Source organism: Brevundimonas sp. NPDC058933 (assembly GCF_049315965.1).
Lineage (GTDB): Bacteria > Pseudomonadota > Alphaproteobacteria > Caulobacterales > Caulobacteraceae > Brevundimonas.
Window position 1 is genome coordinate 660,355 of sequence record NZ_JBMOSL010000001.1, and the last position, 24,259, is coordinate 684,613.

Consider the following 24,259-nt stretch of genomic DNA (forward strand, 5'->3'; position numbering starts at 1 on the left):
CGCCGTCCATCGTCAAGCGGAGCGTCAGGTTCCGCGGGGCTTGACCCGGTTGGTGGGCGCGGCGTTGGCGGGGTCTTCCGGCCAGGGATGGCGGGGATAGCGACCGCGCATCTCGCTGCGCACCGCCGCCCAGGACCCGGTCCAGAACCCCGGCAGGTCCTTGGTCACCTGCACTGGCCGCCGTGCTGGCGACAGCAGGGACAGCGTCAGCGGAACCCGCCCGCCGCCGACCGTCGGATGGATCTTCACCCCGAACAGCTCCTGAACCCGGATTTCGACGCGCGGTCCGCCCTCGGCGGCGTAGTCGATGGCGGCGCTGCCCAGCGGCGTGGTCAGGCGCGGCGGGGCCAGGTCGTCCAGCTTGCGCTGCAAATCCCACGGCATCAGGCCGCGCAGAGCCTCCGCCAACTTGCCGTCGCCGATGTCGCCCAGCGACCGCGCCCCGTCCAGCAGCGGCCACAGCCAGTCCTCACGCAGGGCCAGCAGACCTTCGTCCGATACATCTGGCCAGGTCGCATCCAGCCCATGAAGGAAGGCCAGCCGCGCCCGCAGAGCGCCCGCCTGCTCGCCCCACTTCAGGGCCTTCGGCCCGCCCGCCTCGACCTCGGATTTCAGCGCCGCCGTCATGGTCGCGCGATCCGGTGCGCCGACGACCTTCTCGTCCAGGACCAAGGCGCCGATCCGGCGAATGCGGCGGATCACCGGCTTGCCCGAGGGTTCACGCACCAGCCGGTCCTCGACCTCGATCCGGTGCGCCAGATCGGCCTCCAGCGTCGTAACGTCCAGCGCCGCCGCCAGCCGGATGCGGTCGCGCGCCTCGCCGCCGCCCAGTTCCGCCACCGCCAGCCAAGGTTCGCGCGCCATATGTTCCGCCGGATCGAGGAAGGCCCCCCGCCCGGACGCCAGCAACACCTCGCCCGGCTTGCCGCGCGCCCGTGCGATCCGCTCGGAGAAGGCCTCGGCCAGCAGCAGGCCGGCATCCGCCTCGCCGCCAGTTCCGCCGCCCGCCGCCCGCGCCCACCGCCCGGCCAGCTTCATGGCGTCCCGCGCCCGTGGCGAGCGATCCCGCTCCAGCCCCTTCAGTCGGTCATGCAGATCAACGGCGTTGCCGCCCAGCCCCGGCTCGCTCAGCACCGCGGCGATCTTGGCCCCGCCCAAAGCGTCGTCCTGATCCGAGGCCACAGCGACCATGTGCGCCAGTCGCGGCGGCAGCGGTATCCGGGTCAGACGTCGCCCGTGCGAAGTCAGATCGCCCTTGGCGTCCAGCGCGCCCAGTCGGATCAGCACCTTCCTCGCCTCGGCCAGCGCCCCGGCGGGCGGCGGGTCCAACAGGGCCAACCCCTCGACCGACTTCGCCCCCCAGCGCGCCAGATCGAGCGCGAAGCAGGTCAGGTCGGCTTCCTGAATTTCCGGTCGCTGATGCGCGACCAGACCCCGCGACTGCTCCTCGTCCCACAGACGGTAGCAGACGCCCGGCTCGACACGCCCGGCGCGGCCCCGCCTTTGTTCGGCCGAAGACCGGCTGACCTTGACCGTCGCCAGCCGAGTCAGGCCGCTGGACGGCTCGAACCGAGGCACGCGCGACAGGCCGCCGTCGATCACCACCCGCACGCCCTCGATGGTCAGGCTGGTTTCCGCCACCGAGGTCGCCAGCACCACCTTGCGACGACCGGGCGGCGCCGGTTCGATGGCGCGGTCCTGCTCGTCCTTGTCCAGCGCGCCATAGAGGGCGACCACATCGACGGTCGGATCGCGCAGTCGCTCTTTCAGGCGCTGGACCGTCCGGTGAATCTCGCCCTGCCCGGGCAGGAAGATCAGCACCGAGCCGGTCTGATCGCCCAGAGCCAGCATGACGGCGCGCGCGACAGCATCCTCGAATCGCTCGGCGACATTGCGGCCCAGATAGAGGGTCTCGACCGGGAACATCCGCCCCTCGGCTTCGATCACCGGCGCCCCGTCGAGAAGTTTCGACACCCCCGCGATGTCCAGCGTGGCAGACATGACAAGCAGCCGCAGATCCTCCCGCAGCACCGACTGGCTTTCGCGCGCCAAGGCCAGACCCAGATCAGCGTCCAGACTGCGCTCGTGGAACTCGTCGAACAGGACGGCGCCGACGCCGTCCAGTCCCGGATCGTCCAGAATCATTCGTGTGAAGACACCCTCTGTGATGACTTCAATCCGCGTCTCCAGCCCGATGCGGCTTTGCAGCCGGGTGCGATAGCCGACGGTTCCGCCGGCCTTCTGACCCAGGCTCGCCGCCATCCGGTCCGCCGCCGCCCGCGCCGCCAGCCTGCGCGGTTCCAGCACCAGCACCCTTTGGTCGCCCAGCCAGGGCTGATCCAGCAGGGCCAGAGGCACGACCGTGGTCTTGCCCGCCCCCGGCGGGGCGGCCAGAACGACCGCGTTGGTCGCGCTCAGCGCCGCTTTCAGCGGCTCAAGTACAGCGTGAATCGGCAACATCATCCTGCGCTCTAGCCGCAACGCCCCCGGTCACGAAAGCGTCGTCTGCGCTTCATCCAAGCGAAACCGCGTTGCGCATGACCCTTGGGATGGTTAGCGTCCGCCTCCAAGAAGACGACCCGGGAGGGGTCGTTGTGTAATTGGGGGCGCGACTTCATGTCCGCAGACGGCGTAAAGCCAGCCGGCAACCGGCTATTCCTTAAAAAATCCATTGCTCAGATCCAGAAAGAAGCCGCCAAGAGTGAGCTGAAACGGACCCTGGGGCCCATCAATCTGATGAGCCTGGGCATCGGCGCCATCATCGGCGCCGGCATCTTTGTTCTGACCGGCCAGGTTGCCTCGGCCAACGCCGGCCCTGCCATCATGCTGTCCTTCGTGGTCGCCGGCATCGCCTGCGGTCTGGCTGGCCTTTGCTACGCCGAACTGGCGTCGACCATGCCGGTTTCCGGCTCGGCCTATACCTATGCCTACGGCACCCTGGGCGAGGTCTTCGCCTGGATCATGGGCTGGTTGCTGGTGCTGGAGTACGGCGTCGCAGCCTCAACCGTGGCCGTCGGCTGGTCCGGCTATGTCGTGTCGATCCTCAGCGACTTTGGGATAAGTCAGCAGATATTCCCGGCCATACAGTATGCGGGCGGCGAAGGCCCCCAATGGGCGACTCCCCTGGTTCAACTGGTCCAGGACGCGGGCGCGACTTCCTTCCCGATGACCGGCACCTTCAATCTGGTCGCAGCCGTCGGCATCGCCGCAGTTTGCGGCCTGCTGGTGCTGGGCGTGTCGGAATCGGCGAACATCAACAACGCCATCGTGGTCATCAAGATCATCGTCCTGCTCACGTTCATCGCGGTGGGCATTCAGTACGTTAACCCCGATAACTGGGTGCCCTTCATCCCCGAACCCACGGGTCAGGCCGGTCAGTTCGGCGTCGGCGGCATCTTCCGGGGCGCAGCCATCATCTTCTTCGCCTATGTCGGCTTTGAAGCCGTCTCGACGGCGGCGGCTGAAGCCAAGAACCCGTCCAAGGACGTGCCCATCGGCATTCTCGGCGCCCTGTTCGTCTGCACCCTGATCTACATGGCTGTGGCCGCCGTCATGACCGGCGTCGTGCCCTATCTCGAGCTGGCATCGCCGGCTCCGATCGCCGTCGCCATCGACCGCATGGGTCTGGAATGGGCCAATGTGCCGCTGGCGGCCGCGCCTAGCGGCCAACTGAACCTGATCGCCTTCCTGATCAAGATCGGCGCCGTCACGGGCCTGTCTTCGGTCATGCTGGTGCTCTGCTACGGCCAGACGCGCGTCTTCTACACCATGGCCCGCGACGGTCTGCTGCCGAAGGCTTTCGCTGCGGTTCACCCCAAGTTCCGCACGCCCTGGATCGGCACCATCGTCCTGGGCATCCTGATCGCCATTGCTGCGGCCTTCCTGCCCATCTCGATCCTGGGTGACCTGGTCTCGCTGGGCACCGCCACGGCCTTCTCGATCGTCTGTCTCTCGGTCATCGTTCTGCGGATCAAGCACCCTGAAATGCACCGTCCGTTCCGCGTTCCGGGTGGTGTCGTGACGGCCTTCCTGGGTATCTGCGCCTGCCTGTTCCTGGCCAGCCAGAACCTGATCCCGATGTTCCAGCACGCCGCCGAGGACAATCCCCTGCCGCTGATGCTGCTGGGCGGCTACGCCGTCATCGGCGCCATCATCTACGCAGCCTACGGCTTCTGGAACTCCAAGCTGGCCAAGGGCATCGACATCACCGAGGATTCCACGCTGGAAACGGCCGTGGACGCCCTCGGCCACGGCGTCGACAACAAGAAGGACTGATCCCCGGATCAGCTCCGGCCTTAAGCAGCGCGAGAGCGCGGTAGGCCACGATTGAGGGAAAAGGCCCCGGATTTCTCCGGGGCCTTTTTTCTGTCTGACCACCCTTGTCGGTTGCCTGTTCTCTCCCCCTCGCCTAAACGCTGCGGCCTACCTATGCGGATGTGGCGGAACTGGTAGACGCACCAGATTTAGGTTCTGGCGCCGAGAGGCGTGGAGGTTCGAGTCCTCTCATCCGCACCACAGGCTTCAGCTTGGATACAGATCTCTCAGAACCGCCGGAATCAGGTCGGGAAGGTCCTCGGCGAGCAGGCCGGGTCCAAAACGTTTCGCAGCGTCCGCATGTATCCAGACTGCGGCACAGGCTGCGTCAAAGCTGTCCATATGCTGGGCCAACAGCCCGCCGATCATCCCCGCCAGCACATCGCCGCTGCCCGCCGTCGCCAGCCAGGGCGAACCATTGCCGTTGATGATACAGCGCCCGTCAGGCGCGGCGACGACGGTGGCGGCGCCCTTCAGCACCACCACGCAGCCCGCGCGGCCGGCAGCCTCCAGAGCCGCAACCTCACGCCCCTTGATCAAAAGCCCCGGAAAGAGCCGCTCGAACTCGCCCTCGTGAGGCGTCAGGACGTCATCGCGGTCGAGGTAGTTGAACAGGTCTCCGGCTCGATCCCGAAACAACGTCAGGGCGTCAGCATCGACGACCAAAGCCGCCCCCGTCCGCGCCAGGGCTGCGACATTGGCTGCCGTCGCCTCGGTCAGACCTGCCGCAGGCCCCATGACAACCGCGTCCATCGGCTGGGCCAACGTCGTCAACTGGTCAGCCGTCGCAAAGCTGGTCAGCATTACCGCCTCCAGCGTCGGCGCCAGGACCGACGCTGCATCGGGAGGACAGAAGACCTTCACCAATCCTGCTCCGATTCTCAGGCCTGACCGCGCCGCCAGTCTCGCGGCGCCCGTCGAAAGCGCGCCGCCTGACACCACGCCGAGACGTCCCCGCACATGCTTGTGTGTATCGGCCGCCGGCCAGGGCAGCAGGCTTTGCCATTTTGCGGGGTCGTTAATCGGGCTCATGATCGAATTCCGTTCACGGATGGCCTCTACGCACGAAAATTGCTTGCCTTATTGTGCGATGCAATGTCCCTTTACCCCCCGAGCGTCGGACCAACCAGGGAGCCGGCTCGGGACTCGCCATGAAGAAGATTGAAGCCGTCATCAAGCCATTCAAGCTGGATGAAGTGAAAGATGCTCTCCAGGATATCGGGGTGCAGGGCATGACTGTGCTGGAGGCCAAGGGATACGGCCGCCAGAAGGGTCATTCCGAGCTTTATCGCGGCGCCGAGTACGTCATCGACTTTCTGCCCAAGATCAAGATCGAGGTCGTTGTGGCCGACGATCTGGCCCCGGCCGTCGTCGACGCCATCCAGACCGCAGCCCGGACCGGCAAGATCGGCGACGGCAAGATCTTCGTTTCCTCGCTTGAAGACGTGATCCGCATCCGCACCGGCGAAACCGGCGCCCAGGCTATCTGACCCACCACCACGGCCGCCTCGCAAGGGCGGCCGCTTTTCGTTCCTCCTCCCCGAACTGACAGGACCTCGAGATGAGCGCCGCCCAAAAGATCCTTCAAGAGATCAAGGAAAAGGACGTCCAGTACGTCGACATCCGTTTCACCGACACGCGCGGCAAGCTGCAGCACGTGACCTTCGACATCGGCATGGTCGATGAGGACTTCCTGGAAGAAGGCACCATGTTCGACGGTTCGTCGATCGCGGGCTGGAAGGCCATCAACGAGTCCGACATGCTGCTGAAGCCGGACCTGACGCGCGCCTACATCGATCCCTTCTACCAGCAGACCACCCTCTTCCTGTTCTGCGACGTGCTCAGCCCCGATACGGGCGAGCCCTACAACCGCGACAGCCGTTCTATGGCCAAGAAGGCCCTGGCCTATGTCCAGTCCTCGGGCGTGGGCGACGTGGTCTATTTCGGCCCGGAAGCCGAGTTTTTCATCTTCGACGACGTGCGCTGGAGCACCGCCCCGCACAACACCGGCTACAGCTTCGATTCGATCGAGCTGCCGTCCAACACCGGCGCTGAATACGCCGAGGGCAACCTGGGCCACCGCCCGGGTCACAAGGGCGGCTACTTCCCGGTCAACCCGGTCGATTCCGCGCAGGACCTGCGCGGCGAAATGCTGGGCGTGATGAAGGACCTGGGCATGGATCCGGAGAAGCATCACCACGAGGTCGCCCCGGCGCAGCACGAACTGGGCCTGAAGTTCAGCGACCTGCTGACCATGGCCGACCGCCTGCAGCTCTACAAATACGTGATCCACAACGTGGCCGCGGCCTACGGCAAATCGGCGACGTTCATGGCCAAGCCCATGTTCGCCGACAACGGCTCGGGCATGCACGTCCACATGTCGATCTGGAAGGACGGCAAGCCTCAGTTCGCCGGCGACAAGTATGCCGGCCTGTCGCAGGAGTGTCTGTGGTACATCGGCGGCATCATCAAGCACGCCAAGGCCATCAACGCCTTCGCCAACTCGACCACCAACTCCTACAAGCGCCTGGTGCCCGGCTATGAAGCGCCCGTGAAGCTGGCCTACTCGGCCAGCAACCGTTCGGCCTCGATCCGCATCCCGCACGTCTCATCGCCCAAGGCCAAGCGTCTGGAAGCCCGCTTCCCCGACCCCATGGGCAACCCCTACCTGACCTTCGTGGCCCTGCTGATGGCGGGTCTGGACGGCATCGAGAACCGCATCGATCCGGGCGCGGCCGCCGACAAGAACCTTTACGACCTGCCGCCGGAAGAGCGCGGCTCGATCCCCGAGGTCGCCGGCTCGCTGAAGGAAGCCCTCGACGCCCTGGACGCCGATCGCGCCTTCCTCAAGAAGGGCGGCGTCATGGATGACGACTTCATCGACAGCTACATCACGCTGAAATCGGAAGAGGTCGCGCGCCTGCAACTGCACCCGCACCCGGTCGAGTTCGACATGTACTACAGCTGCTGATCCCCGGATCAGCCTGACGATCAAGGCGCCGGGCGGAAACGTCCGGCGCCTTTTTCATGCTCGATGCTGCGCATGAACATCCGCGGCCCGGCATACAGACGCGCGGCCTCTGGGCCGCCCATAAACTGGCGCCGAATATCAGACAGGCCGATGGCGCGGACAGGCCTTACGCCCGCCACATGAGGATTTCACGGGCGTCGGGGCACAGAACATGACGGGTAAACCCGAGCTGGGTTTCAGTCCGCCAACCCGTCAGCCGCATCGGCCTTCTTGCGGCGCAGTTCGATGATGCGGACGCACCAGATCGAGACCTCGTAGAGCAGCACCATGGGCACGGCGAGCATCAGCTGGCTGATCGGGTCCGGCGGCGTCACTACGGCGGCGATCACGACCACGGCGACAATGGCGTAGCGACGCCCCTTGGCCATGACCTGCGAGCTGATCATGCCCGCCAGGCCCAGAAGGGTCATGACGACCGGAAGCTGGAAGCACAGGCCAAAGGCCAGGATCAGGGCTGTCACCAGGTTCAGATAGTCGGACACCTTGGGCAGCAGTTCGGCTGAGACCCCCTGCCCGATGATCTGCTGGCTCAAGGAGAACCACATGACGAAGGGCAGCATGACGAAATAGACGAGGGCTGCACCCAGCAGGAACAGCAAAGGCGCCGCCACCAGGAAGGGCAGGAAGGCGCCCTTCTCATTGCGATAGAGACCCGGCGCGACGAAGCGATACAGCTGCCAGGCCAGAACCGGGAAGGCGACGATCACCGCGCCCAGACCGGCCAGCTTCATCTTGGTGAACAGGATCTCCAGCGGCGCCGTATAGATCAGCTTGACGCTCTGGTGGTCCACATCGGGCACCGGGATCAGGCGCGCCGTGCCCAGGATCAGGTCAAAGGGCGACACATGGCCGTGCGCCCCCACCGTCTGGTGGAAGGCGGCCGACACCACATAGGGCTGGACCAGGAACAGGTAGAGTTTTTCGGAAAAGGCGAAACAGCCGATGAAGGCGACGATGAAGGCCACGACGCAGATCAGCAGCCGCCCGCGCAGCTCGATCAGGTGATCCATCAGCGGGGCCCGCGAGGCCTCGATCTCGTCCTCATCCCGGTCGAGCGACGTCATTGATCGACCTTCTTCTTACGCACGGCTTTGGGTTTGGGCGCTGCAGTTTCAGCGACGGCCTTGGCCGCTTTCGCGGTCGGCTTGGCGGCCTTTTTGGCTGGAGCACGCGCCGTCTTGGGCTTTGCAGCCGCCTTGGCCTTGGGTTCGGCGACGACCATCTCGACGATCGGTTCAGCCACGGGCTGGAACTCGTCCGGCCATTCGTCGACGCCGGTGGCGACCGTCGCGGGAGCAGCCACGGCAGGTGCAGCCAGAGCAGGGGCGTCCAGCGGGGCCTCAAGATCCTTGCGGATGTCCTTGAAGGCTGCTTCGGCGTCGGCGCCGAGCGGGTGCATGCCCTGCCCCGTCCGCAGCGCCTCGACCTCCTTGCGCAGGTCGTCCAGCTCGGACTGCCGCGCCATTTCGTCAAAACTCGCGCGGAATTCGTTGGCCATGCCGCGCGCCTTGGCGACGAACTGCCCAACCCTGCGCATCAGCATCGGCAAATCCTTGGGCCCCACGACCAGCAGGGCCACCAGACCGATGACAAGGATTTCGAACCCGCCGATTCCGGGGCCAAGACCACCCATGATTCAGCGTCTTTCCGCGAACGCGATCAGCGGTTCAGGTCTTCTTTTTCGGCCTCGGTGCGCGGCAGCGAACTGACGCCTTCCTTCGGCCCTTTGGAGTCGCTGTCGTCTTTCAGGCCGTCCTTGAAGGCGCGGATGCCCTTGGCGGCGTCTCCCATGATGCCGGAGAGCTTGCCGCGTCCGCCGAACAGAAGCGCGATCACGACGATGACGATGGCCCAGTGCCAGATGCTCATGGAGCCCATGGCGTTACCTCCTCAAGGGGACCACGAAAGCGGTCCCGTCCGACTGATTGTTGTGCGTCATATAGGCTGACTGATGGCGGCGCGCCAAGGGACGCTGTAGGGACGCGGCCATGAGTCTCGTTGATCACGTCATCATCCATACCGACGGCGCCTGCAAGGGCAATCCCGGCCCGGGCGGCTGGGGTGCTGTTCTTCAGACCGGCGGCGGTCACGAGAAGGAATTGTGGGGCGGAGAACCCAGCACGACCAACAACCGCATGGAGTTGATGGGCGCCATCGCCGCGCTGGAGGCCCTGAAACGTCCTTGCCGCGTCGATCTGCACACCGACAGCAAATACGTCATGCAGGGCATCACCGAGTGGATCAGGGGCTGGAAGGCCCGTGGCTGGAAGACCGCCGACAAGAAGCCGGTCAAGAACGATGACCTCTGGCGCCGCCTGGACGAGGCCCGCAGCCGCCATGAGGTCAAATGGCACTGGGTCAAGGGTCATGCCGGCCACGTGCTGAACGAGCGGGCCGACGGCCTGGCGAATCGCGGCGTCGACGAGATGCGACGCCGCTAGCCTCAGACGGGACGGACCCGCAGGCGAGGCCCGTTGACCGATTCGACCACCACGCTTTCTCCGGCCAGAGGCGCAGCGCCCTCGATCTCGGCCGGCCATTCGGCCCCCGAGACGAAGACCCGGCCGCGACCGTCCACAAAGGCCTCGACCACCCGCGCCCGTTCGCCGACCAGACGCAGGTCGCGATCGTTGATGTCCGGCTCATCCTGCGGATTGACCCGCTTGATCAGGCGGCGCGACAGAACCGTAGCGGCCACCGTAAGGGCGGCGAAGACGCCGATCTCGACCGGCAATCCCAGATTGGGCGCCAGCGCCGAGATCAGCGCAACCAACCCCGCCGAAACGGCGGGCCACAGCAACCACTCCGTCGAGGCCGCCGCCTCTATTCCCAGCAGCACCACGCCCACCGCCAACCACAGCCAGAAGGGCTGGGCGGCATAGAGGTTCAGGATCCAGTCCATGGTTTACTCCGTGGTAGGCACAGCGCCGCCGGGGCGACGCGGCGTGGCGGCGCGGGCGGGCGGCGCGGAAGCCGATGCCGGCCGAGCCACAGCCCGCGTGTCGGTGCGCCCTTGCTGCTGTTCCCTGGCCAGACCAACCAGTTCGCCCAGACCGGCGATGGTGCCGACCAGACCGCTCATCTCGGCCGGGACGATAACCGTCTTGGCCGTCGGGTTGCGCGCCAGTTCGGCGAAGGCTTCGACGTATTTCTGAGCCACGAAGTAGTTGATGGCGTTGACGTCGCCGCGGGCGATGGCTTCCGACACCATGGCCGTAGCTTTAGCCTCGGCCTCGGCTTCACGCTCGCGCGCTTCGGCGTCGCGGAAGGCGGCCTCGCGGCGGCCCTCGGCTTCCAGAATCGCGGCCTGCTTGGCGCCCTCGGCGCGGGCTATGGCGGCCTGCTTCTCGCCGTCCGCCTCGGTGATGACGGCGCGGCGTTCGCGCTCGGCCTTCATCTGACGCGCCATGGCGTTGGTGATGTCGGCCGGCGGGGTCAGGTCCTTGATCTCGATCCGGTTGACCTTGACGCCCCACGGCTCGGTCGCGGCGTCGATGACGGTCAGCAGGCGCGAGTTGATGCTGTCGCGCTGGAACAGGACCTCGTCCAGCTCCATCGAGCCGACCACGGTGCGCAGATTGGTCGAGCACAGCTGGGTGATGGCATAGGGCAGGTTCTCGATCCGATAGGCGGCTGCCGAAGCCTCCATCACCTGGATAAAGACGATGGCGTCGACCTTCACCATGGCGTTGTCCTTGGTGATGACCTCCTGCTGGGGCACGTCCAGGACCTGCTCCATCATGTTCATGCGGTGACCCACCCGCTCGACGAAGGGGGTCAGAATGCTGATGCCCGGCTTCAGCGTCTTGGTGTATTTGCCGAACCGTTCCACCGTGAACTCACGGCCTTGCGGCACGATCTTGATGACGCTGAACAGGAAGATGATCGCGAAGGCCGCGAACATCACCACAAAGATAATCGAAAAATCCATAAGCCCCTCCGGTTGAGGCGCAGCTTAACGGTCGCCCTGCTCCTGCGCCACCGAATCCGGTTCACCGACGATGACAAGGCCGTCAGCGCGGCGATCCGCCGCCATGGCGCGAGCTTGCCGGATGACCCGGCGCGTCTCGGACCAGTCCACTCGCCGCAACGCTTCCTCGAACGGCACAAAGACCGCCTCGGCCGCGTCGTCGCCCGCCACCGCTTCGCCGCCGGTCCAGAGCGCGGCGTAGTCGATCAGGACGTAGTGCCGCCCCGCCTCGGGAAACAGGCCATCGACCACGTCGATGAGGCCGATCAGTTCGGCCTCCACGCCCGTCTCCTCGCGCAGTTCGCGCAGAGCGGCGGCGGCCAGCCGTTCGCCCGGCTCGATCCGACCGCCCGGCAGGCTCCATTCGCCCTGACGCGGCGGCGTGCCGCGCCGGATCAGTAGGACCTCGTCGCCTTTCAGGCAGACCACGCCGACGGCCGGGACCGGAATCATGTTTTCTCCGCAAATTGACCGCCTGGAGGCAGGGTTTTGCGCTTCCACCACGCCACGCCTTTTGCCACAAGGCGGATATGACCCTCCCCACGCCCGCCGCCCTCGAAGAGTTGAAAGCCGCCCTGCCCGGCGCCTGGACCACGGACGCCGACGACATGGCGCCCTGGCTGACCGAATGGCGCGGGCGCTGGACGGGCGAAACGCCGATCCTGCTGCAACCGCGCACGACCGAGGAAGTCGCCAGGGCCATCGAAATTTGCGCCCGCCACGGCGTCGCCGTCGTCACCCAGGGCGGCGGCACGGGCCTGGTCGGCGGCCAGATCCCGTTCGGCGAAGTCCTTTTGTCCACCCGCAAGCTGCGCGCCGTTCGCGACGTGACGCCGCTCGACGACGCCATGACGCTGGAGGCCGGCGTCACCCTGCTGGAGGCCCAGCAGCTGGCCAAGGAAAAGGACCGCTTCTTCCCGCTCAGCCTTGCGGCCGAGGGCTCGGCCACCATCGGCGGCGTCATCTCGACCAACGCCGGCGGCACCGCCGTCCTGCGCTACGGCATGATGCGCGACCTGGTGCTGGGCATCGAGGCCGTCATGCCCGACGGTCAGGTGTTCGATGGCCTGAAGCGCCTGCGCAAGGACAACACCGGCTATGACCTGAAGCAGCTGTTCATCGGCGCCGAGGGCACGCTTGGCGTGGTCACGGCGGCGACGCTCAAGCTCTTCCCCATCATGCGCAGCCGCGCGACGGCCATCGTCGGGCTGGAAAGCCACCACGCCGCCGTCGCCCTTCTGGCCCGCGCCAAGGCCGAGACCGGCGGCGGGGTCGAGGCCTTCGAGCTGATGAAGCGCCTCGGCATGGCCCTGGTGCTCAAGAACATTCCCGACACGCGCGAGCCGCTGGAATCGACCCCGCCCTGGTACGTCCTGATCGAGCTGACCTCGGGCGAGCCCGACGGCGCCGATTCGGCCATGGAGCGACTGCTGACCGGCGCCTTCGAGGAGGGCCTGATCATCGACGCCGCCATCGCCCAGAACGACGCCCAGAAGGCCGCCTTCTGGCGTCTGCGCGAAGAACACTCGGCGGGCCTCAAGCCCGAGGGCGGCGGTTGGAAGCACGACGTCTCGGTCCCGGTGTCCCAGATCGCCGACTTCATCGACGAGGCCACGGCGGCCGTCGAGAGGTTCCATCCCGGCTGCCGCGTCTCGGTCTTCGGCCACGTCGGTGACGGCAACCTTCACTATGACGTGATCCCCGGCGTCGGCGAGGACGTCCCCGCCTTCATCGCCCGCTGGATGGAAGGGTCCGAAATCGTCCATGACGTCGTCGCCCGCTACAACGGCTCCATCTCGGCGGAACATGGCCTCGGACGGCTGAAAACCGATGAAGCCCGTCGCTACAAGTCGCCGCTGGAGATCGCCACCATGCAGGCCGTTCGGCGGGCCATAGACCCACAGCGGATCATGAACCCGGCGGTCCTCTTCTAGGCCTCACGACCGCATGTGACGCCGCCGACGGTTCAAATCGTCACGGAAGGGGCCTATGAGGCCCGCTTCCCGATGTTTCGGAGTCTATGTCGCCTTGCTGATCGTCCTGTCCCCGGCCAAACGGCTGGACTTCACGCCCCCTGCCCTCGACGTAGCCACGACGCCGCGCCGCTGCGCCGACGAGACCGCCGAACTGGCCAAGGTCACAAAGAAGCTGAGCCGCGCCGATCTCCGCCGCCTGATGTCGATCTCGGACGCTCTGGCCGACCTCAACTACGAACGCTTCCAATCCTTCGACAACGAGGCGACCGAGGGCGCGCTTCAGGCCGTCTTCGCCTTCGCCGGCGACGTCTATGACGGGCTGGAAGCCCGCTCGCTGGCCCCGGCCGATCTGGCCTGGGCGCAGGATCACCTGCGCATCCTGTCGGGCTTCTACGGCCTGCTGCGGCCGCTGGACGCCATCCAGCCCTACCGGCTGGAGATGGGCACGCGACTGAAGACCAAGCGCGGCGCTACCCTCTATGACTTCTGGGGCGAGCGCATTTCGCAGCGCCTGAACGCGGACGCCGAGCCGCTGTCCGACCGCACCCTGGTCAACCTGGCCAGCCAGGAATACTTCGGCGCCGTCGACGCCAAGGCGCTGAAGCTGCCGGTCGTCACGCCCCACTTCAAGGAGCGCAAGGACGGCGAGGCCCGCATCATCTCCTTCTTCGCCAAGAAGGCGCGCGGCGCCATGGCCCGCTACGCCATTGAGAACCGCATTGAAAAGGCTGCTGATCTCAAGGCCTTCGACCGCGACGGCTACCGCTTCGACAAGGCGCTTTCGACCGAGGCCGACTGGATATTCATCAGAGAAGGAAATTCCTGATCGCCAGATTGAACGACTGCGGTTAGGGTGCGTTGCAGCATAGCTATTCCACAGGTTGTCACCGCATGTTCGCCATGAACGATCTCCAGGGCCAGGTCGCCGTCGTCTCCGGCTCGACCTCCGGCATAGGCCTGGCGCTGGCCCGCGCAGTCGCGCAATGCGGCGGCGACGTGGTGCTGAACGGCCTGGGTGATCCGGCTGTCATCGAACAGACCCGCGCTGATCTGGCGGCCGAGACCGGCGTGCGCGTCCTATACCATCCGGCCGACATGACCCAGCCGGATCAGATCGCCGATATGGTCGCCACGGCCCATCGCGAGCTGGGTCGCCTCGACATCCTGGTCAACAACGCAGGCATCCAGCACGTCGAGGCTGTCGAGAGCTTCCCCGCCGACCAGTGGGAAACGATCATTTCCATCAACCTGTCCTCGACCTTCTACGCCACCAAGGCGGCGATCCCGATCATGAAGGCGCAAGGACGCGGCCGCATCGTCAACATCGCCTCAGCCCACGGCCTGGTCGCCAGCCCGTTCAAGTCGGCCTATGTCGCCGCCAAGCACGGGGTGATCGGCTTCACCAAGACGGTGGCTCTGGAACTGGCCCAGCAGAACATCACCTGCAACGCCATCTGCCCCGGCTTCGTCGAGACCCCCATCGTCACCAAACAGATCGAGGATCAGGCTCGTACCCGCGGCATGACGCCGGACGACGTGATGAAGAACGTCATCCTCGGCTCGCAACCAACCAAGCGCTTCGTCACGACCGACGAACTGGCGGGCATCTTCCTCTATCTGGTGTCCGACCTGGGCGCCTCAGCCAACGGCGCGCACTTCTCGGTCGATGGCGGCTGGACCGCGCAGTAGGCCGCCAAGGCTTTTCATGTGTCATCCCGGAAACAGCGGAGCCGTTGTCCGGGACCGCTCAAGACACGACTATTCCGGCGGCGGCGCTTCTTGCGGTCCCGGCTCTTCGCTACGCTTCGGCCGGGATGACGGAGGGTTTTGAGTGCCTGGATTGAAACGTCACCCCATCTGCCTGGCGCTGCAAGGCGGCGGCTCGCACGGCGCTTTTCAGTGGGGCGTGCTGGATCGGCTGCTGGAGGCCGACATCCTCGACATCCGCGCTGTCACCGCCGCCTCTGCGGGCGCGATGAACGCCGCGGCCCTGATCACCGGACTGGAACAGGACGGCGCCAGGGGCGGCCGCGCAGCCCTCGACAAGTTGTGGCGCGAGGTCAATCAATCCGGCGGCCGCAACGTCTTCGGCGACAGCGCCATCTGGTCCAAGGCCCTGACGCCCGGCTGGCTCAAGGACAGCCCGATGTGGAAGGCGGGCGAGACCCTGGCCATGTCCATGAGCCCCTATTCCTTCAACCCCTTCAACCTGAATCCGCTGAAGCGCGTTCTGGAAACCGCCGTCGATTTCGAGGCTGTGCGGGGGTCCAGGATCCAACTGATCGTCTCGACCACGGCGGTCCGCGCCGGGCGGTCGCGTCTGTTCCGAACGCCTGAGATCACGCCCGATGTCCTGCTCGCCTCGGCCTGCCTGCCGCACCTGTTCCAGGCGGTCGAGATCGAGGGCGAGCCCTATTGGGACGGCGGCTACCTGGCCAATCCGGCATTGTGGCCGCTGTTCTATGCCGACACGCCGGACGACATCCTGCTGCTGCCGCTCAATCCTTTCGTGCGCGAGGAGGCGCCGCGCGAGGCGGGCGAGATCATGGATCGGTTGAACGAGATCCTGTTCAACGCGCCTCTGGTCGCCGAACTGCGCGCCGTCGGCTTCGTTCAGGACCTGATCGCAGAAGGCAAACTCAGCCGCAACGAGGACAGCCATCGCGCTGTCCGGATGCACGCCATCGAGGTCGACGACTGGCTGGGCAGCCTGTCGCTATCGACCAAGTTCGATACGGAATGGAGCTTCCTCAACGACCTGAAGTCACGCGGGCGTCAGGCGGCGGAACAATGGCTGGAAAGCTGCGCGCCGCAGGTGGGGGAAACCTCCAGCGTCGATCTGAAGGCGCGCTTTCTTTAGCCTTTAGCCGACAAAACCCGCAGCCCGGCGCAGCCGGTCGTTGATGGCCTCGCCCAGCCCCTTGTGCGGGATGGGCGACACGGCGATGCCGCCAGGCCTGGTCCGGTCTGCTTCACGCAGCAGACGGAACAGATTGGCCGCCGCCTCGCGCAGGTCGCCCGTCGGGCTCAAGCTCCAGCGTGTTTCTCCCACGCCAGAGCCAAAGCCCAGCAGGATTTCGCCCTCCTTCGCCGCCTCGGCCTCGATCCGCACCGGAGCGTCGGGGGCGTAGTGCAGGGCCAGCCGGCCCGGCGAGCGATGCCCCTGCCCGCTCTCGGCCAGCGGGCCGGCCACGGCCTCGATCTCCTCGCGCGTCACCGATCCGGGGCGCAGCAGGGCGACGACGCCGTCCAGCACCGAGACGACCGTGCTTTCCACGCCAACCGCGCACGGCCCGCCGTCCACGGCCGCGCCCACGGCGTGACCAGTCTCTTCCAACGCATGTTCAAAGGTCGTGGGGCTGGGCCGTCCCGAACGATTGGCCGAGGGCGCGACCACGGCGCCGCCAAAGGCTGCGATCACCGCTCGCGCCCGCGGATGGCCCGGCACGCGAACGGCCACGCTGTCCAGACCGGCTCGCGCCAGATCGCAGACCCGCTCGCGGTCCCGCACCGGCGCCACTATGGTCAGCGGGCCGGGCCAGAAGGCCTCGGCCAGCGCCCGCGCCCGCTCGTCGAAGACCGCGATGGCCTCGGCGTCCAGACCATTGGCGACGTGTGCAATCAAGGGGTTGAATCGGGGTCTTCCCTTGGCTTCGAAGATGCGCGCCACCGCTTGCGGGTTCGACGCATCGGCCGCCAGGCCATAGACCGTCTCGGTCGGCAGCATGACCAGTCGCCCGGTCTTCAACGCCTCGGCGGCGATCTCGGGGGAATCGCCCTTCATGGCCGATGCAGCCCCGAAACAAGCAAGTTGCGATTTCGAGGTTCAGCCAAGGGTCTTTCCTTCCGCGACGGCACTGGGTCACAGAGTGAAGGAACCAAGACCAAAGTCCAAGCGCCCTTGCATCCGCGACGCCTCGGGCGGCAGAAGCAGTTTGAAGATTCTGGAGACCGCCATGAGCTACCGCGCCCCCGTCCGTGACCTCGCCTTCGCCCTGGAAGCCGTCGCCGGCATCGATCAGGTCGTCGCCACGGGCGCCTTTCCCGACTACGACGCCGACGTCATGGGCGCGGTGCTGGAGGCCGCCGGTCAGTTCTCGGAACAGGTGCTGGCCCCGCTGAACCGTCCCGGCGACCTGGCCGGCGCCAAGTACGCTGACGGCGCCGTCACCGCCGCCCCCGGCTTTGTGGACGCCTACAGGCAGTTCGCTGAAGGCGGCTGGACGGGCCTGACCGCCTCGGTCGAGGCCGGCGGCCAGGCCCTGCCCAAGGCGCTGGAGCTGGCGGCCTATGAAACCGTCCACGCCGCCAACATGGCCTTCGGCCTCTGCCCCATGCTGTCGCTGGCCTCTATCGAGGTGCTGGAAGCGGTCGGCACCGAGCACCAGAAGACCACCTATCTGACCAAGCTGGTCAGCGGCGAATGGACCGGCGCCATGGTGCTGACCGAGCCGCACGCCGGTTCGGACCTTGGCGCCCTGACCACCACGGCCACGCCGAACGGCGACGGGACCTATGCCTTGAACGGCCAGAAGATCTTCATCACCTGGGGCGACCACGACGCCACGGACAACATCATCCACCTGGTCCTGGCCCGCCTGCCCGACGCACCTGCGGGGCCGAAGGGCATCAGCCTGTTCCTGACGCCCAAGTTCGCGGTCAACGCTGACGGCTCGCTGGGCGAACGCAACGCCTTCCACCCGGTCGGCGTCGAGCATAAGCTGGGCATCCACGCCTCGCCCACCTGCGTCATGTCCTATGAGGGCGCCCGCGCCGAACTGGTCGGCCGTCCGAACGAGGGCCTGGCCCATATGTTCGTGATGATGAACGCCGCCCGTCTGGCCGTCGGGGTCGAGGGCGTCGGCATCGCCGAGCGCGCCTATCAGCACGCCCTCGCCTATGCCTTGGACCGCCGTCAGGGCCGCAGCGTCTGGACTGGCGAAAAGAACGCCCCGATCTTCGACCATCCCGACGTGCGCCGCACCCTGGGCGTCATGAAGGCCAAGATCGCCGCCGCCCGCGCCATCTGTCTGTCCACCGGCGTCGCCGCCGACCTGGCCAGGCACGCCGCCACCGAGGCAGAGCGCAAGGCGTGGAAGGGCCGCGAGGACCTGTTCACCCCCATCGCCAAGGCCTGGTCCACCGACGTCGGCTGCGAAGTCGCCTCGCTGGGCGTTCAGGTCCACGGCGGCATGGGCTTCATCGAGGAGACCGGCGCGGCCCAATACTATCGCGACGCCCGCATCACTCCGATCTACGAAGGCACCAACGGCATCCAGGCCATGGATCTGGTCGGCCGCAAGCTGTCGATGGACGGCGGCGAGTCGGCCCACGCCCTGATCGCCGACATGAAGGCCACCCTGATCGACATCGACCGCCTCTATGTCGGCAAGCCGGTCGAGCGCTTCGCCACGGCTATCGAAGCCGTCGAGGACGCCACGCTCTGGCTGCTGGACCGCAAGGCCGCCGCTGACGGCGCCGCCGACGTTCTAGCGGGCGCCGACGCCTATCTGAAGCTTCTGGGCGACGTGGTCGGTGGCTGGATGTTGGCCAAGGGCGCGCTGGCCGCCAAGGCCCGCCTGGACGCCGGCAATGGCGATCCTGTGTGGCTGCAAGGCAAGCTGGACCTCTACGACCTCTACGCCGCCAACGTCCTGGGCCACGCCTCCAGCCGCCTGGCCGCCGTGGGTCAGGGCGGTGAGCTTCTGCAGGGCCTGAGCGCCGAAGCCCTGGCAGGGTAAGGGTTCTAGGGCCGGGCGGGCGCATCCAGCAGGGCGATCGCCTCGCGCACATACTGTGCGTGGGCCACGACGCCCAGTTCCAGCCCCTCGCCGCCTCCCTGAACCTCCTGCACCAACACCCCGGCGATGTAGGGATGATCGGGCGTGGGCGCGCCCGGCAGGCGATCGACTGCGGGCGTCCAGAAGACCGGTCCGCCCGAGTTCCCCTGCGACACCGCAAAATCCAGCAGGAAGATCGGGAAGTGGCGGATCGGCGTCAGCGGCCATGAACTGATCCGGCCCAGCCGCAGGATCGGAAAGCCCGCCTTGTTGGCCGACAACCCGTGCGGATAACCCAGCGCCATCAGTTCATCGCCCGGCCCTACACGCCACTGTTCGAAGGTGTTCTCGTCCGCCAGCCAGCCAAGCGGAATGGCGGCTTGAGCAAAGGCGGCGGGGGCGGTGATCTCCATGACCGCTACGTCCCGCTCTGGATGCTGCGTCCACAGCGGGGCCCCCGCCGCGTCGCGGATCGGCAAGTTCGCGGGCGCAAACTTCCAGGCGCCATCCGCCTCGGCTGTCCGCCATCCGACACGCGCCTCTGCGCCCGGCATGACATTCAGCACATGGGCGGCGGTCACCAAAACCACGCGCGGGGTCCCATCGGGCCTGGGCGCCGAAATCAGAAAACCCGTGCCGACCTTGCGCGAACTTTCGTTCAGGGGCTGATCCAGCTGAACCGTGGCGTTGATCATGCCCACGGTCAGGTCCCAGGGAGCCGAAACAACGGCGGCGGGCGGTGCGGGCGGAACATCCTGAACGATCATCCCGCCATTTGACGTCGCCGGCTCTCGGGCACAAGGTCCCGCCGAACCATCGGGGAGCATATCCATGAATCGCCGCGAACTGATCGCCTCGACCGCCGCCGTCGGCCTCGCCGCTGCCTCCCCTGCATTCGCCCGTTCGACTACCGGAGCCTCGATGTCCCTGCCCCAACCGCCCGTCGCCAAGAAGGTCCCCGTCCGCATTGAGCAGTTGGGCCGCGTCCGCGTCGACGACTATCAGTGGATGAAGGACGACAACTGGCAGGCCGTGCTGCGCGACCCCTCGCTGATCAAGGCCGACGTCAAGGAGCACCTGACCGCCGAGAACGCCTATCGCGAGGCCATGATGGCCTCGACCCTGCCGCTGCAGGCGGCGATGTTCGAGGAGATGAAGGGCCGCATCAAGGAGGACGACAGCTCGGTCCCCGCCGCCGACGGCGACTGGGAATACTACACGGAGTATCGCACCGGCGAGCAGCACCCGCGCTATATGCGGGTCGAGCGCCAAGGGACCTGGATGGTCGACGGCCAGCCCGTGACCAAGAACTTCATCAAAGCCCCGACGCCTCAGCTCCTGCTGGACTGCAATGCGCTGGCTGAGGGCAAGGCCTACTCGGAGGTCTCGGCTGTTGAACACAGCCCCGACCATGCCCTGTTCGCCTATGCCGAGGACGCCCAAGGCTCCGAGGTCTTCAAGATCTACGTCAAGGACCTGGCGACCGGCGAGGTCCTGCCCGACCCCATCGTTTCGGCGACCGAGAACTTCACCTTCTCGCCGGACAGCCAGTGGATCTTCTGGACCAACCGCGACGACAACGGCCGCCCGGACAAGATCTTCCGCCGCCCGGCGCGCGGCGGCGAGACGACCCTGGTCTATGAGGAAACCGACGACGGCATGTTCCAGAGCGTCGGCCGCACCTCGGACGACGCCTTCATCATCATCGGCATCGGCAATCAGGAGACCTCGGAAGGCCGCATCATTCCGGGCGCGACCCCGACCGCGACGCCCGTGGTGGTCGAGCCGCGCCACGTCGGCCGCCTTTATGATCTGGACCACTGGGGCGACCGCTGGGTGATCCGCACCAACGCCGACGACGCCATCGACTTCAAGGTGGTCGAGGCGCCGACCGACGCCCCGGCCAAGGCCAATTGGAAGGACCTGATCCCCCACACGCCGGGCCGCTTCATCGAGGGCGTGGCCCTGGTGAAGGACTATCTGGGTCGTCAGGAGCGCGCCGACGCCAATACGAAGATCGTCATCCGCGACCGCGCCGGCGCCGAGCACGAGATCGCCGTTGACGAACCTGCCTACGCCCTGTCGCTGGGCGGCGCGTCGGAGTTCGACACCACGGTCATGCGCTATGGCTACAACTCGCCGTCCACGCCGACATCAACCTACGACTACGACCTGAAGACGCGCGAGCGGACCCTGCGCAAAGTTCAGGAGATCCCTTCCGGCCACAATCCGGCGGACTATGTGGTCGAACGCCTGAACGCCCCGGCCTCGGACGGTCAGCTGGTGCCGGTGACGGTGCTGCGCCGCAAGGACACGCCGGTCGACGGCTCGGCGCCCCTGCTCCTCTACGGCTACGGCTCCTACGGCATCCCCATGGCGGCCAGCTTCTCGACCAATCGGCTGTCGCTGGTGGATCGGGGCTTCATCTACGCCATCGCCCACATCCGCGGCGGCTCGGACAAGGGCTGGAACTGGTTCCTGGACGCCCGGCGAATGACCAAGAAGAACACCTTCACCGACTTCATCGCCTGCGCCGAACACCTGATCGAGCGCAACTATGCGACGGCGGGCAAGATCGTGGCCCAGGGCGGCTCGGCGGGCGGCCTGCTGATAGGGGCGGTCACCAACATGCGGCCCGATCTGTGGGCCGGGGTGATCGGCAGCGTGCCCTTCGTCGACGTCATCAACACCATGAGCGACACCTCCCTGCCGCTGACGCCGCCGGAATGGCCTGAGTGGGGCAATCCGATCGAGGACGCCGCCGCCTACGACTACATGTACAGCTACAGCCCCTACGATCAGATCGAGGCCAAGCCCTATCCGGCGGTGCTGGCCACCGGCGGCCTGTCCGACCCGCGCGTCACCTATTGGGAACCCGAGAAGTGGGTGGCCAAGCTGCGGCCAGCGACCACCTCAGGCAACCCGGTCCTGCTGAAGATCAACATGACGGCGGGCCACTTCAGCTCGTCGGGCCGCTTCGATTATCTGAAGGACGTCGCCCACGACTACGCCTTCGCTGTCTGGGCTGTCGAAAAGGGCTGGGAAAAGGCGTGATCGTTCGGCCGTTCAGAGAGACCGATCTGGCGGCCGTCACGGCCATCTACGCCGAGAGCGTGCTGCACGGCACGGGCACGTTCGAGCTGGATGTCCCGACCGCTGACGAGATGAAGACCCGGCTGGCCGGGCCCGCATCGCTTGGGCTGCCGGTGCTGGTCGCCGAGGTCGACGGCCAGGTCGCCGGCTACGCCTACGCCGGCCCCTACCGACTGCGCGCCGCCTACAGGTTTCTGGTCGAGGACTCGATCTATGTGGCCGAGACATTCCGGGGGCGTGGCGTCGGCAAGGCTCTGCTCGACGCCCTGCTAGTAGCCTGCGAGGCCTTGGGGATGCGTCAGGTGGTGGCGGTGATCGGCGACAGCGCCAACGCGGGCTCCATCGCCTTGCACGCCGCCGCGGGGTTCAAACACGCCGGCATTTTTCAGGCGGCGGGATGGAAGTTCGACGCCTGGCGCGACGTGGTCTTCATGCAGAAGGCTCTGGGTCAGGGCGCAAGCTCCCCACCAGACGCCGTCGGCCTGGATTGCGGGCGCTAGAAGCTGAATTTGCAGATATTTTCGTTCGCTCGGAACATTGCGCTTGACCGGAACATGAGTCGCCCTTAATCCGCCCTTCTCCTCCTCGCGGAGGGGAATGCGGGTGTAGCTCAGTTGGTTAGAGTGCCGGCCTGTCACGCCGGAGGTCGCGGGTTCGAGTCCCGTCACTCGCGCCATTCTCTTCAAGAACAAGAGAATGGCGCGCCCCCGCCCTCGTTAGAGATCTTCCCGATTAGCACCTGGTGATTCGAACCATTTCCGCGTTGGAAATCTGCGCCGCTAGTTCAGCGGCGCGATCTCTTGCGGCATGACGAACTCGGGGCGACTGCTCAATTCGCCGTAGAGCATGGACAGGTCCTCAAAGACCCGATTCCAGGCGAACTGTTCAACGGTCTTGACCCGAGCCGCCTGCCCCAAGGCTTCGACGTCCCGTGCAAACAGCGCCTCGATCGCCTCGGCGTAATCCGCAGGGTCGGCCGACCGGGCCAACTGCCCGACGCTCTGATCGACCGTCTCGGCGACGCCGCCGGCGTTGACCCCGACGACAGGACGTCCGCAGGCCATGGCCTCCAGCACGATCAGACCAAATGGTTCCTTGTCGTTGGCGTGGACGAAGGCATCGCAGCTGGCGATGATCCGCGCCACGGCCTTGGGATCCTTTTCGTAGGCAAGCGAGATCACGCGATCCTCGGGCGGCATTCCTGCCCCCGCCCCGACCAGCACCAGATGATAGGGTGCGCCCAGACGTTGAACCGCGTCGATCAGGACGTCGACGTTCTTCTCCTTGGCCGGACGTCCGGCGAAGCACAGCAGACGCGCGTCGGCGCCCAGCCCCAGCTTCTTCAGCAGCCAGTCCCGGTCCCGGCGGTCGGGATGGAAGGTGTCGATCTCGACACCCAGAGGACGAATCACGATGCCGCCGACGCCCGCCTCCTCCAGCCGCTGCGCGATGAAGCGGCTGGGCGATACGACACGGTCGAACTGCGAAAACAGCTTGGCCCAGCGCTTCTCGACCGGCTTCTTGGCCCATTCGCCGAAATGCAGCGCGGCAAGACCCGCGGGGTCCGAATGACAAAATCCTACGACCGGGCATCCCGCCCTTTGACCCGCCTCCAGTGCTCCCTGCCCGGGCGTATAGGGGTCTCCGGCTTCGATCACTGCAGGGTTCATCGACGCCACCCATGCCCCCCAGCGGCGCACAGAGCTGGGCCAGCGATAGCCGTCGCCAAAGGGCAGCTTGGCCGCGTGAAGCTGAACAATGCCGTCTCCGCCCGCCTTATGCTTTACGCCTGGGACGACCAGGGTATGGGCCACCGAAGGACGGTTAGCCTCCAGCCAGGCCTTCTTCGACAGCAGATAGCGCTTCACCCCGCCTGAGCGCGGTGCGAACAGCATGGTGGTGTCCACTAGCCGCGGTCGTGGATCGGAGGTCGAGGCCTTCAACACCCTCAGGGTTTCAGCGACTTCTTCGTCCAGGCCAGGAAACAGACGCAGTTCGCTTTCCTGAACGTCGATATCGCTCATGCTCATTGAGACAGCCTTTCCAGAACTCGAGGCCGCAACGCGACCGACTCGACTTTGGATGCGACGCGCGC

General features: G+C 66.3%; 22 protein-coding genes and 2 tRNA genes. 13 read left to right on the forward strand and 11 right to left on the reverse strand.

What is annotated here, in order from left to right; translation table 11 throughout:
- Positions 1-24: 24 nt before the first annotated feature.
- Positions 25-2,460, reverse strand: a complete 2,436-nt coding sequence (gene hrpB, locus ACOZBP_RS03120; protein ID WP_422675481.1) for an ATP-dependent helicase HrpB — start codon at positions 2,458-2,460, stop codon at positions 25-27.
- Between the two features lie 156 nt (positions 2,461-2,616).
- Between hrpB and ACOZBP_RS03125 the strand changes: the two genes are divergently transcribed.
- Both ACOZBP_RS03125 and ACOZBP_RS03130 read left to right on the forward strand, forming a co-directional pair.
- Positions 2,617-4,275: an amino acid permease gene (locus ACOZBP_RS03125; RefSeq protein ID WP_422674996.1), complete on the forward strand. Its 1,659-nt coding sequence runs from the start codon at positions 2,617-2,619 to the stop codon at positions 4,273-4,275.
- A gap of 155 nt (positions 4,276-4,430) precedes the next feature.
- A tRNA-Leu gene (locus ACOZBP_RS03130) sits at positions 4,431-4,515 on the forward strand.
- Positions 4,516-4,521: 6 nt separating this feature from the next.
- On the opposite strand, the gene ACOZBP_RS03135 is transcribed toward ACOZBP_RS03130, so the two are convergent.
- A complete protein-coding gene (locus ACOZBP_RS03135) occupies positions 4,522-5,346 on the reverse strand; it encodes an NAD(P)H-hydrate dehydratase (RefSeq protein WP_422674997.1) in 825 nt (274 codons plus the stop codon).
- A gap of 119 nt (positions 5,347-5,465) precedes the next feature.
- Between ACOZBP_RS03135 and ACOZBP_RS03140 the strand changes: the two genes are divergently transcribed.
- Together ACOZBP_RS03140 and glnA are read left to right on the forward strand one after the other, a co-directional pair.
- Entirely contained in the window at positions 5,466-5,804 is a 339-nt protein-coding gene (locus ACOZBP_RS03140; protein WP_292037543.1) for a P-II family nitrogen regulator, read from the forward strand.
- 71 nt (positions 5,805-5,875) lie between these two features.
- Complete coding sequence (glnA, locus tag ACOZBP_RS03145) at positions 5,876-7,285, forward strand: type I glutamate--ammonia ligase (RefSeq protein ID WP_422674998.1); 1,410 nt, start codon at positions 5,876-5,878, stop codon at positions 7,283-7,285.
- A 236-nt stretch (positions 7,286-7,521) separates the two neighbouring features.
- Here glnA and tatC read toward each other — a convergent pair whose 3' ends face one another.
- Genes tatC through ACOZBP_RS03160 form a run of 3 tightly spaced genes read right to left on the reverse strand, consistent with a single transcriptional unit; the run spans position 7,522 to position 9,223 of the window.
- Positions 7,522-8,409, reverse strand: coding sequence for a twin-arginine translocase subunit TatC (tatC, locus tag ACOZBP_RS03150; RefSeq protein WP_422674999.1), 888 nt, complete (start codon positions 8,407-8,409; stop codon positions 7,522-7,524).
- Positions 8,406-8,978: a Sec-independent protein translocase protein TatB gene (gene tatB, locus ACOZBP_RS03155; protein ID WP_422675000.1), complete on the reverse strand. Its 573-nt coding sequence runs from the start codon at positions 8,976-8,978 to the stop codon at positions 8,406-8,408. Before tatB ends, tatC begins: the two co-directional genes overlap by 4 nt.
- Positions 8,979-9,004: 26 nt before the next feature.
- Positions 9,005-9,223 carry a twin-arginine translocase TatA/TatE family subunit gene (locus tag ACOZBP_RS03160; RefSeq protein WP_422675001.1) on the reverse strand — a complete coding sequence of 73 codons (219 nt, stop codon included), beginning with the start codon at positions 9,221-9,223 and terminating at the stop codon, positions 9,005-9,007.
- 110 nt (positions 9,224-9,333) lie between these two features.
- Here ACOZBP_RS03160 and rnhA point away from each other — a divergent pair, with 110 nt between their 5' ends.
- The gene (rnhA, locus tag ACOZBP_RS03165) at positions 9,334-9,786 is read left to right on the forward strand and encodes a ribonuclease HI (protein WP_422675002.1); all 453 of its coding nucleotides are present in this window, start codon (positions 9,334-9,336) and stop codon (positions 9,784-9,786) included.
- A gap of 2 nt (positions 9,787-9,788) precedes the next feature.
- On the opposite strand, the gene ACOZBP_RS03170 is transcribed toward rnhA, so the two are convergent.
- From ACOZBP_RS03170 to ACOZBP_RS03180, 3 genes are read right to left on the reverse strand one after another with little or no spacing between them, the layout of a single operon-like run.
- Positions 9,789-10,247 carry an NfeD family protein gene (locus tag ACOZBP_RS03170; protein WP_422675003.1) on the reverse strand — a complete coding sequence of 153 codons (459 nt, stop codon included), beginning with the start codon at positions 10,245-10,247 and terminating at the stop codon, positions 9,789-9,791.
- 3 nt (positions 10,248-10,250) lie between these two features.
- The gene (locus ACOZBP_RS03175) at positions 10,251-11,276 is read right to left on the reverse strand and encodes an SPFH domain-containing protein (RefSeq protein WP_422675004.1); all 1,026 of its coding nucleotides are present in this window, start codon (positions 11,274-11,276) and stop codon (positions 10,251-10,253) included.
- A gap of 24 nt (positions 11,277-11,300) precedes the next feature.
- Positions 11,301-11,768, reverse strand: a complete 468-nt coding sequence (locus ACOZBP_RS03180; RefSeq protein WP_422675005.1) for an NUDIX hydrolase — start codon at positions 11,766-11,768, stop codon at positions 11,301-11,303.
- A 77-nt stretch (positions 11,769-11,845) separates the two neighbouring features.
- Here ACOZBP_RS03180 and ACOZBP_RS03185 point away from each other — a divergent pair, with 77 nt between their 5' ends.
- From ACOZBP_RS03185 to ACOZBP_RS03200, 4 genes are all read left to right on the forward strand, one after another.
- Positions 11,846-13,249, forward strand: coding sequence for an FAD-binding oxidoreductase (locus tag ACOZBP_RS03185; RefSeq protein ID WP_422675006.1), 1,404 nt, complete (start codon positions 11,846-11,848; stop codon positions 13,247-13,249).
- A gap of 94 nt (positions 13,250-13,343) precedes the next feature.
- Complete coding sequence (gene yaaA / locus ACOZBP_RS03190; protein WP_422675482.1) at positions 13,344-14,117, forward strand: peroxide stress protein YaaA; 774 nt, start codon at positions 13,344-13,346, stop codon at positions 14,115-14,117.
- A 65-nt stretch (positions 14,118-14,182) separates the two neighbouring features.
- Positions 14,183-14,980, forward strand: coding sequence for a 3-hydroxybutyrate dehydrogenase (locus tag ACOZBP_RS03195; protein ID WP_422675007.1), 798 nt, complete (start codon positions 14,183-14,185; stop codon positions 14,978-14,980).
- A 142-nt stretch (positions 14,981-15,122) separates the two neighbouring features.
- Positions 15,123-16,151, forward strand: a complete 1,029-nt coding sequence (locus ACOZBP_RS03200; protein ID WP_422675008.1) for a patatin-like phospholipase family protein — start codon at positions 15,123-15,125, stop codon at positions 16,149-16,151.
- A gap of 3 nt (positions 16,152-16,154) precedes the next feature.
- Here ACOZBP_RS03200 and ACOZBP_RS03205 read toward each other — a convergent pair whose 3' ends face one another.
- Positions 16,155-17,075, reverse strand: coding sequence for an L-threonylcarbamoyladenylate synthase (locus ACOZBP_RS03205; RefSeq protein WP_422675009.1), 921 nt, complete (start codon positions 17,073-17,075; stop codon positions 16,155-16,157).
- 172 nt (positions 17,076-17,247) lie between these two features.
- On the opposite strand from ACOZBP_RS03205, the gene ACOZBP_RS03210 reads away from it, so the two are divergent.
- Positions 17,248-19,032 carry an acyl-CoA dehydrogenase gene (locus ACOZBP_RS03210; RefSeq protein WP_422675010.1) on the forward strand — a complete coding sequence of 595 codons (1,785 nt, stop codon included), beginning with the start codon at positions 17,248-17,250 and terminating at the stop codon, positions 19,030-19,032.
- 5 nt (positions 19,033-19,037) lie between these two features.
- Here ACOZBP_RS03210 and ACOZBP_RS03215 read toward each other — a convergent pair whose 3' ends face one another.
- The gene (locus ACOZBP_RS03215; protein WP_422675011.1) at positions 19,038-19,838 is read right to left on the reverse strand and encodes a trypsin-like serine peptidase; all 801 of its coding nucleotides are present in this window, start codon (positions 19,836-19,838) and stop codon (positions 19,038-19,040) included.
- Positions 19,839-19,902: 64 nt separating this feature from the next.
- On the opposite strand from ACOZBP_RS03215, the gene ACOZBP_RS03220 reads away from it, so the two are divergent.
- The 3 genes from ACOZBP_RS03220 to ACOZBP_RS03230 all read left to right on the forward strand — a co-directional run bounded on the left by ACOZBP_RS03220 (position 19,903) and on the right by ACOZBP_RS03230 (position 22,840).
- A complete protein-coding gene (locus ACOZBP_RS03220; RefSeq protein WP_422675012.1) occupies positions 19,903-22,125 on the forward strand; it encodes a S9 family peptidase in 2,223 nt (740 codons plus the stop codon).
- The gene (locus tag ACOZBP_RS03225; protein WP_422675013.1) at positions 22,122-22,664 is read left to right on the forward strand and encodes a GNAT family N-acetyltransferase; all 543 of its coding nucleotides are present in this window, start codon (positions 22,122-22,124) and stop codon (positions 22,662-22,664) included. The genes ACOZBP_RS03220 and ACOZBP_RS03225 overlap by 4 nt, the downstream gene beginning before the upstream one ends.
- Before the next feature lie 99 nt (positions 22,665-22,763).
- A tRNA-Asp gene (locus tag ACOZBP_RS03230) sits at positions 22,764-22,840 on the forward strand.
- 103 nt (positions 22,841-22,943) lie between these two features.
- Here the strand turns inward: ACOZBP_RS03230 and ACOZBP_RS03235 are convergent.
- The gene (locus ACOZBP_RS03235) at positions 22,944-24,194 is read right to left on the reverse strand and encodes a glycosyltransferase (RefSeq protein WP_422675014.1); all 1,251 of its coding nucleotides are present in this window, start codon (positions 24,192-24,194) and stop codon (positions 22,944-22,946) included.
- Positions 24,195-24,259: the final 65 nt, after the last annotated feature.

Coding starts and splice junctions, on each gene's coding strand:
- ACOZBP_RS03215 (WP_422675011.1), bottom strand. CDS start 19,838: ATGATCGTTCAGGATGTTCCGCCCGCACCGCCCGCCGCCGTTGTTTCG.
- ACOZBP_RS03195 (WP_422675007.1), top strand. CDS start 14,183: ATGTTCGCCATGAACGATCTCCAGGGCCAGGTCGCCGTCGTCTCCGGC.
- ACOZBP_RS03180 (WP_422675005.1), bottom strand. CDS start 11,768: ATGATTCCGGTCCCGGCCGTCGGCGTGGTCTGCCTGAAAGGCGACGAG.
- tatB (WP_422675000.1), bottom strand. CDS start 8,978: ATGGGTGGTCTTGGCCCCGGAATCGGCGGGTTCGAAATCCTTGTCATC.
- ACOZBP_RS03175 (WP_422675004.1), bottom strand. CDS start 11,276: ATGGATTTTTCGATTATCTTTGTGGTGATGTTCGCGGCCTTCGCGATC.
- tatC (WP_422674999.1), bottom strand. CDS start 8,409: ATGACGTCGCTCGACCGGGATGAGGACGAGATCGAGGCCTCGCGGGCC.
- ACOZBP_RS03235 (WP_422675014.1), bottom strand. CDS start 24,194: ATGAGCATGAGCGATATCGACGTTCAGGAAAGCGAACTGCGTCTGTTT.
- ACOZBP_RS03220 (WP_422675012.1), top strand. CDS start 19,903: ATGAATCGCCGCGAACTGATCGCCTCGACCGCCGCCGTCGGCCTCGCC.
- ACOZBP_RS03205 (WP_422675009.1), bottom strand. CDS start 17,075: ATGAAGGGCGATTCCCCCGAGATCGCCGCCGAGGCGTTGAAGACCGGG.
- ACOZBP_RS03170 (WP_422675003.1), bottom strand. CDS start 10,247: ATGGACTGGATCCTGAACCTCTATGCCGCCCAGCCCTTCTGGCTGTGG.
- hrpB (WP_422675481.1), bottom strand. CDS start 2,460: ATGTTGCCGATTCACGCTGTACTTGAGCCGCTGAAAGCGGCGCTGAGC.
- ACOZBP_RS03125 (WP_422674996.1), top strand. CDS start 2,617: ATGTCCGCAGACGGCGTAAAGCCAGCCGGCAACCGGCTATTCCTTAAA.
- ACOZBP_RS03185 (WP_422675006.1), top strand. CDS start 11,846: ATGACCCTCCCCACGCCCGCCGCCCTCGAAGAGTTGAAAGCCGCCCTG.
- rnhA (WP_422675002.1), top strand. CDS start 9,334: ATGAGTCTCGTTGATCACGTCATCATCCATACCGACGGCGCCTGCAAG.
- glnA (WP_422674998.1), top strand. CDS start 5,876: ATGAGCGCCGCCCAAAAGATCCTTCAAGAGATCAAGGAAAAGGACGTC.
- ACOZBP_RS03140 (WP_292037543.1), top strand. CDS start 5,466: ATGAAGAAGATTGAAGCCGTCATCAAGCCATTCAAGCTGGATGAAGTG.
- ACOZBP_RS03160 (WP_422675001.1), bottom strand. CDS start 9,223: ATGGGCTCCATGAGCATCTGGCACTGGGCCATCGTCATCGTCGTGATC.
- ACOZBP_RS03210 (WP_422675010.1), top strand. CDS start 17,248: ATGAGCTACCGCGCCCCCGTCCGTGACCTCGCCTTCGCCCTGGAAGCC.
- ACOZBP_RS03135 (WP_422674997.1), bottom strand. CDS start 5,346: ATGAGCCCGATTAACGACCCCGCAAAATGGCAAAGCCTGCTGCCCTGG.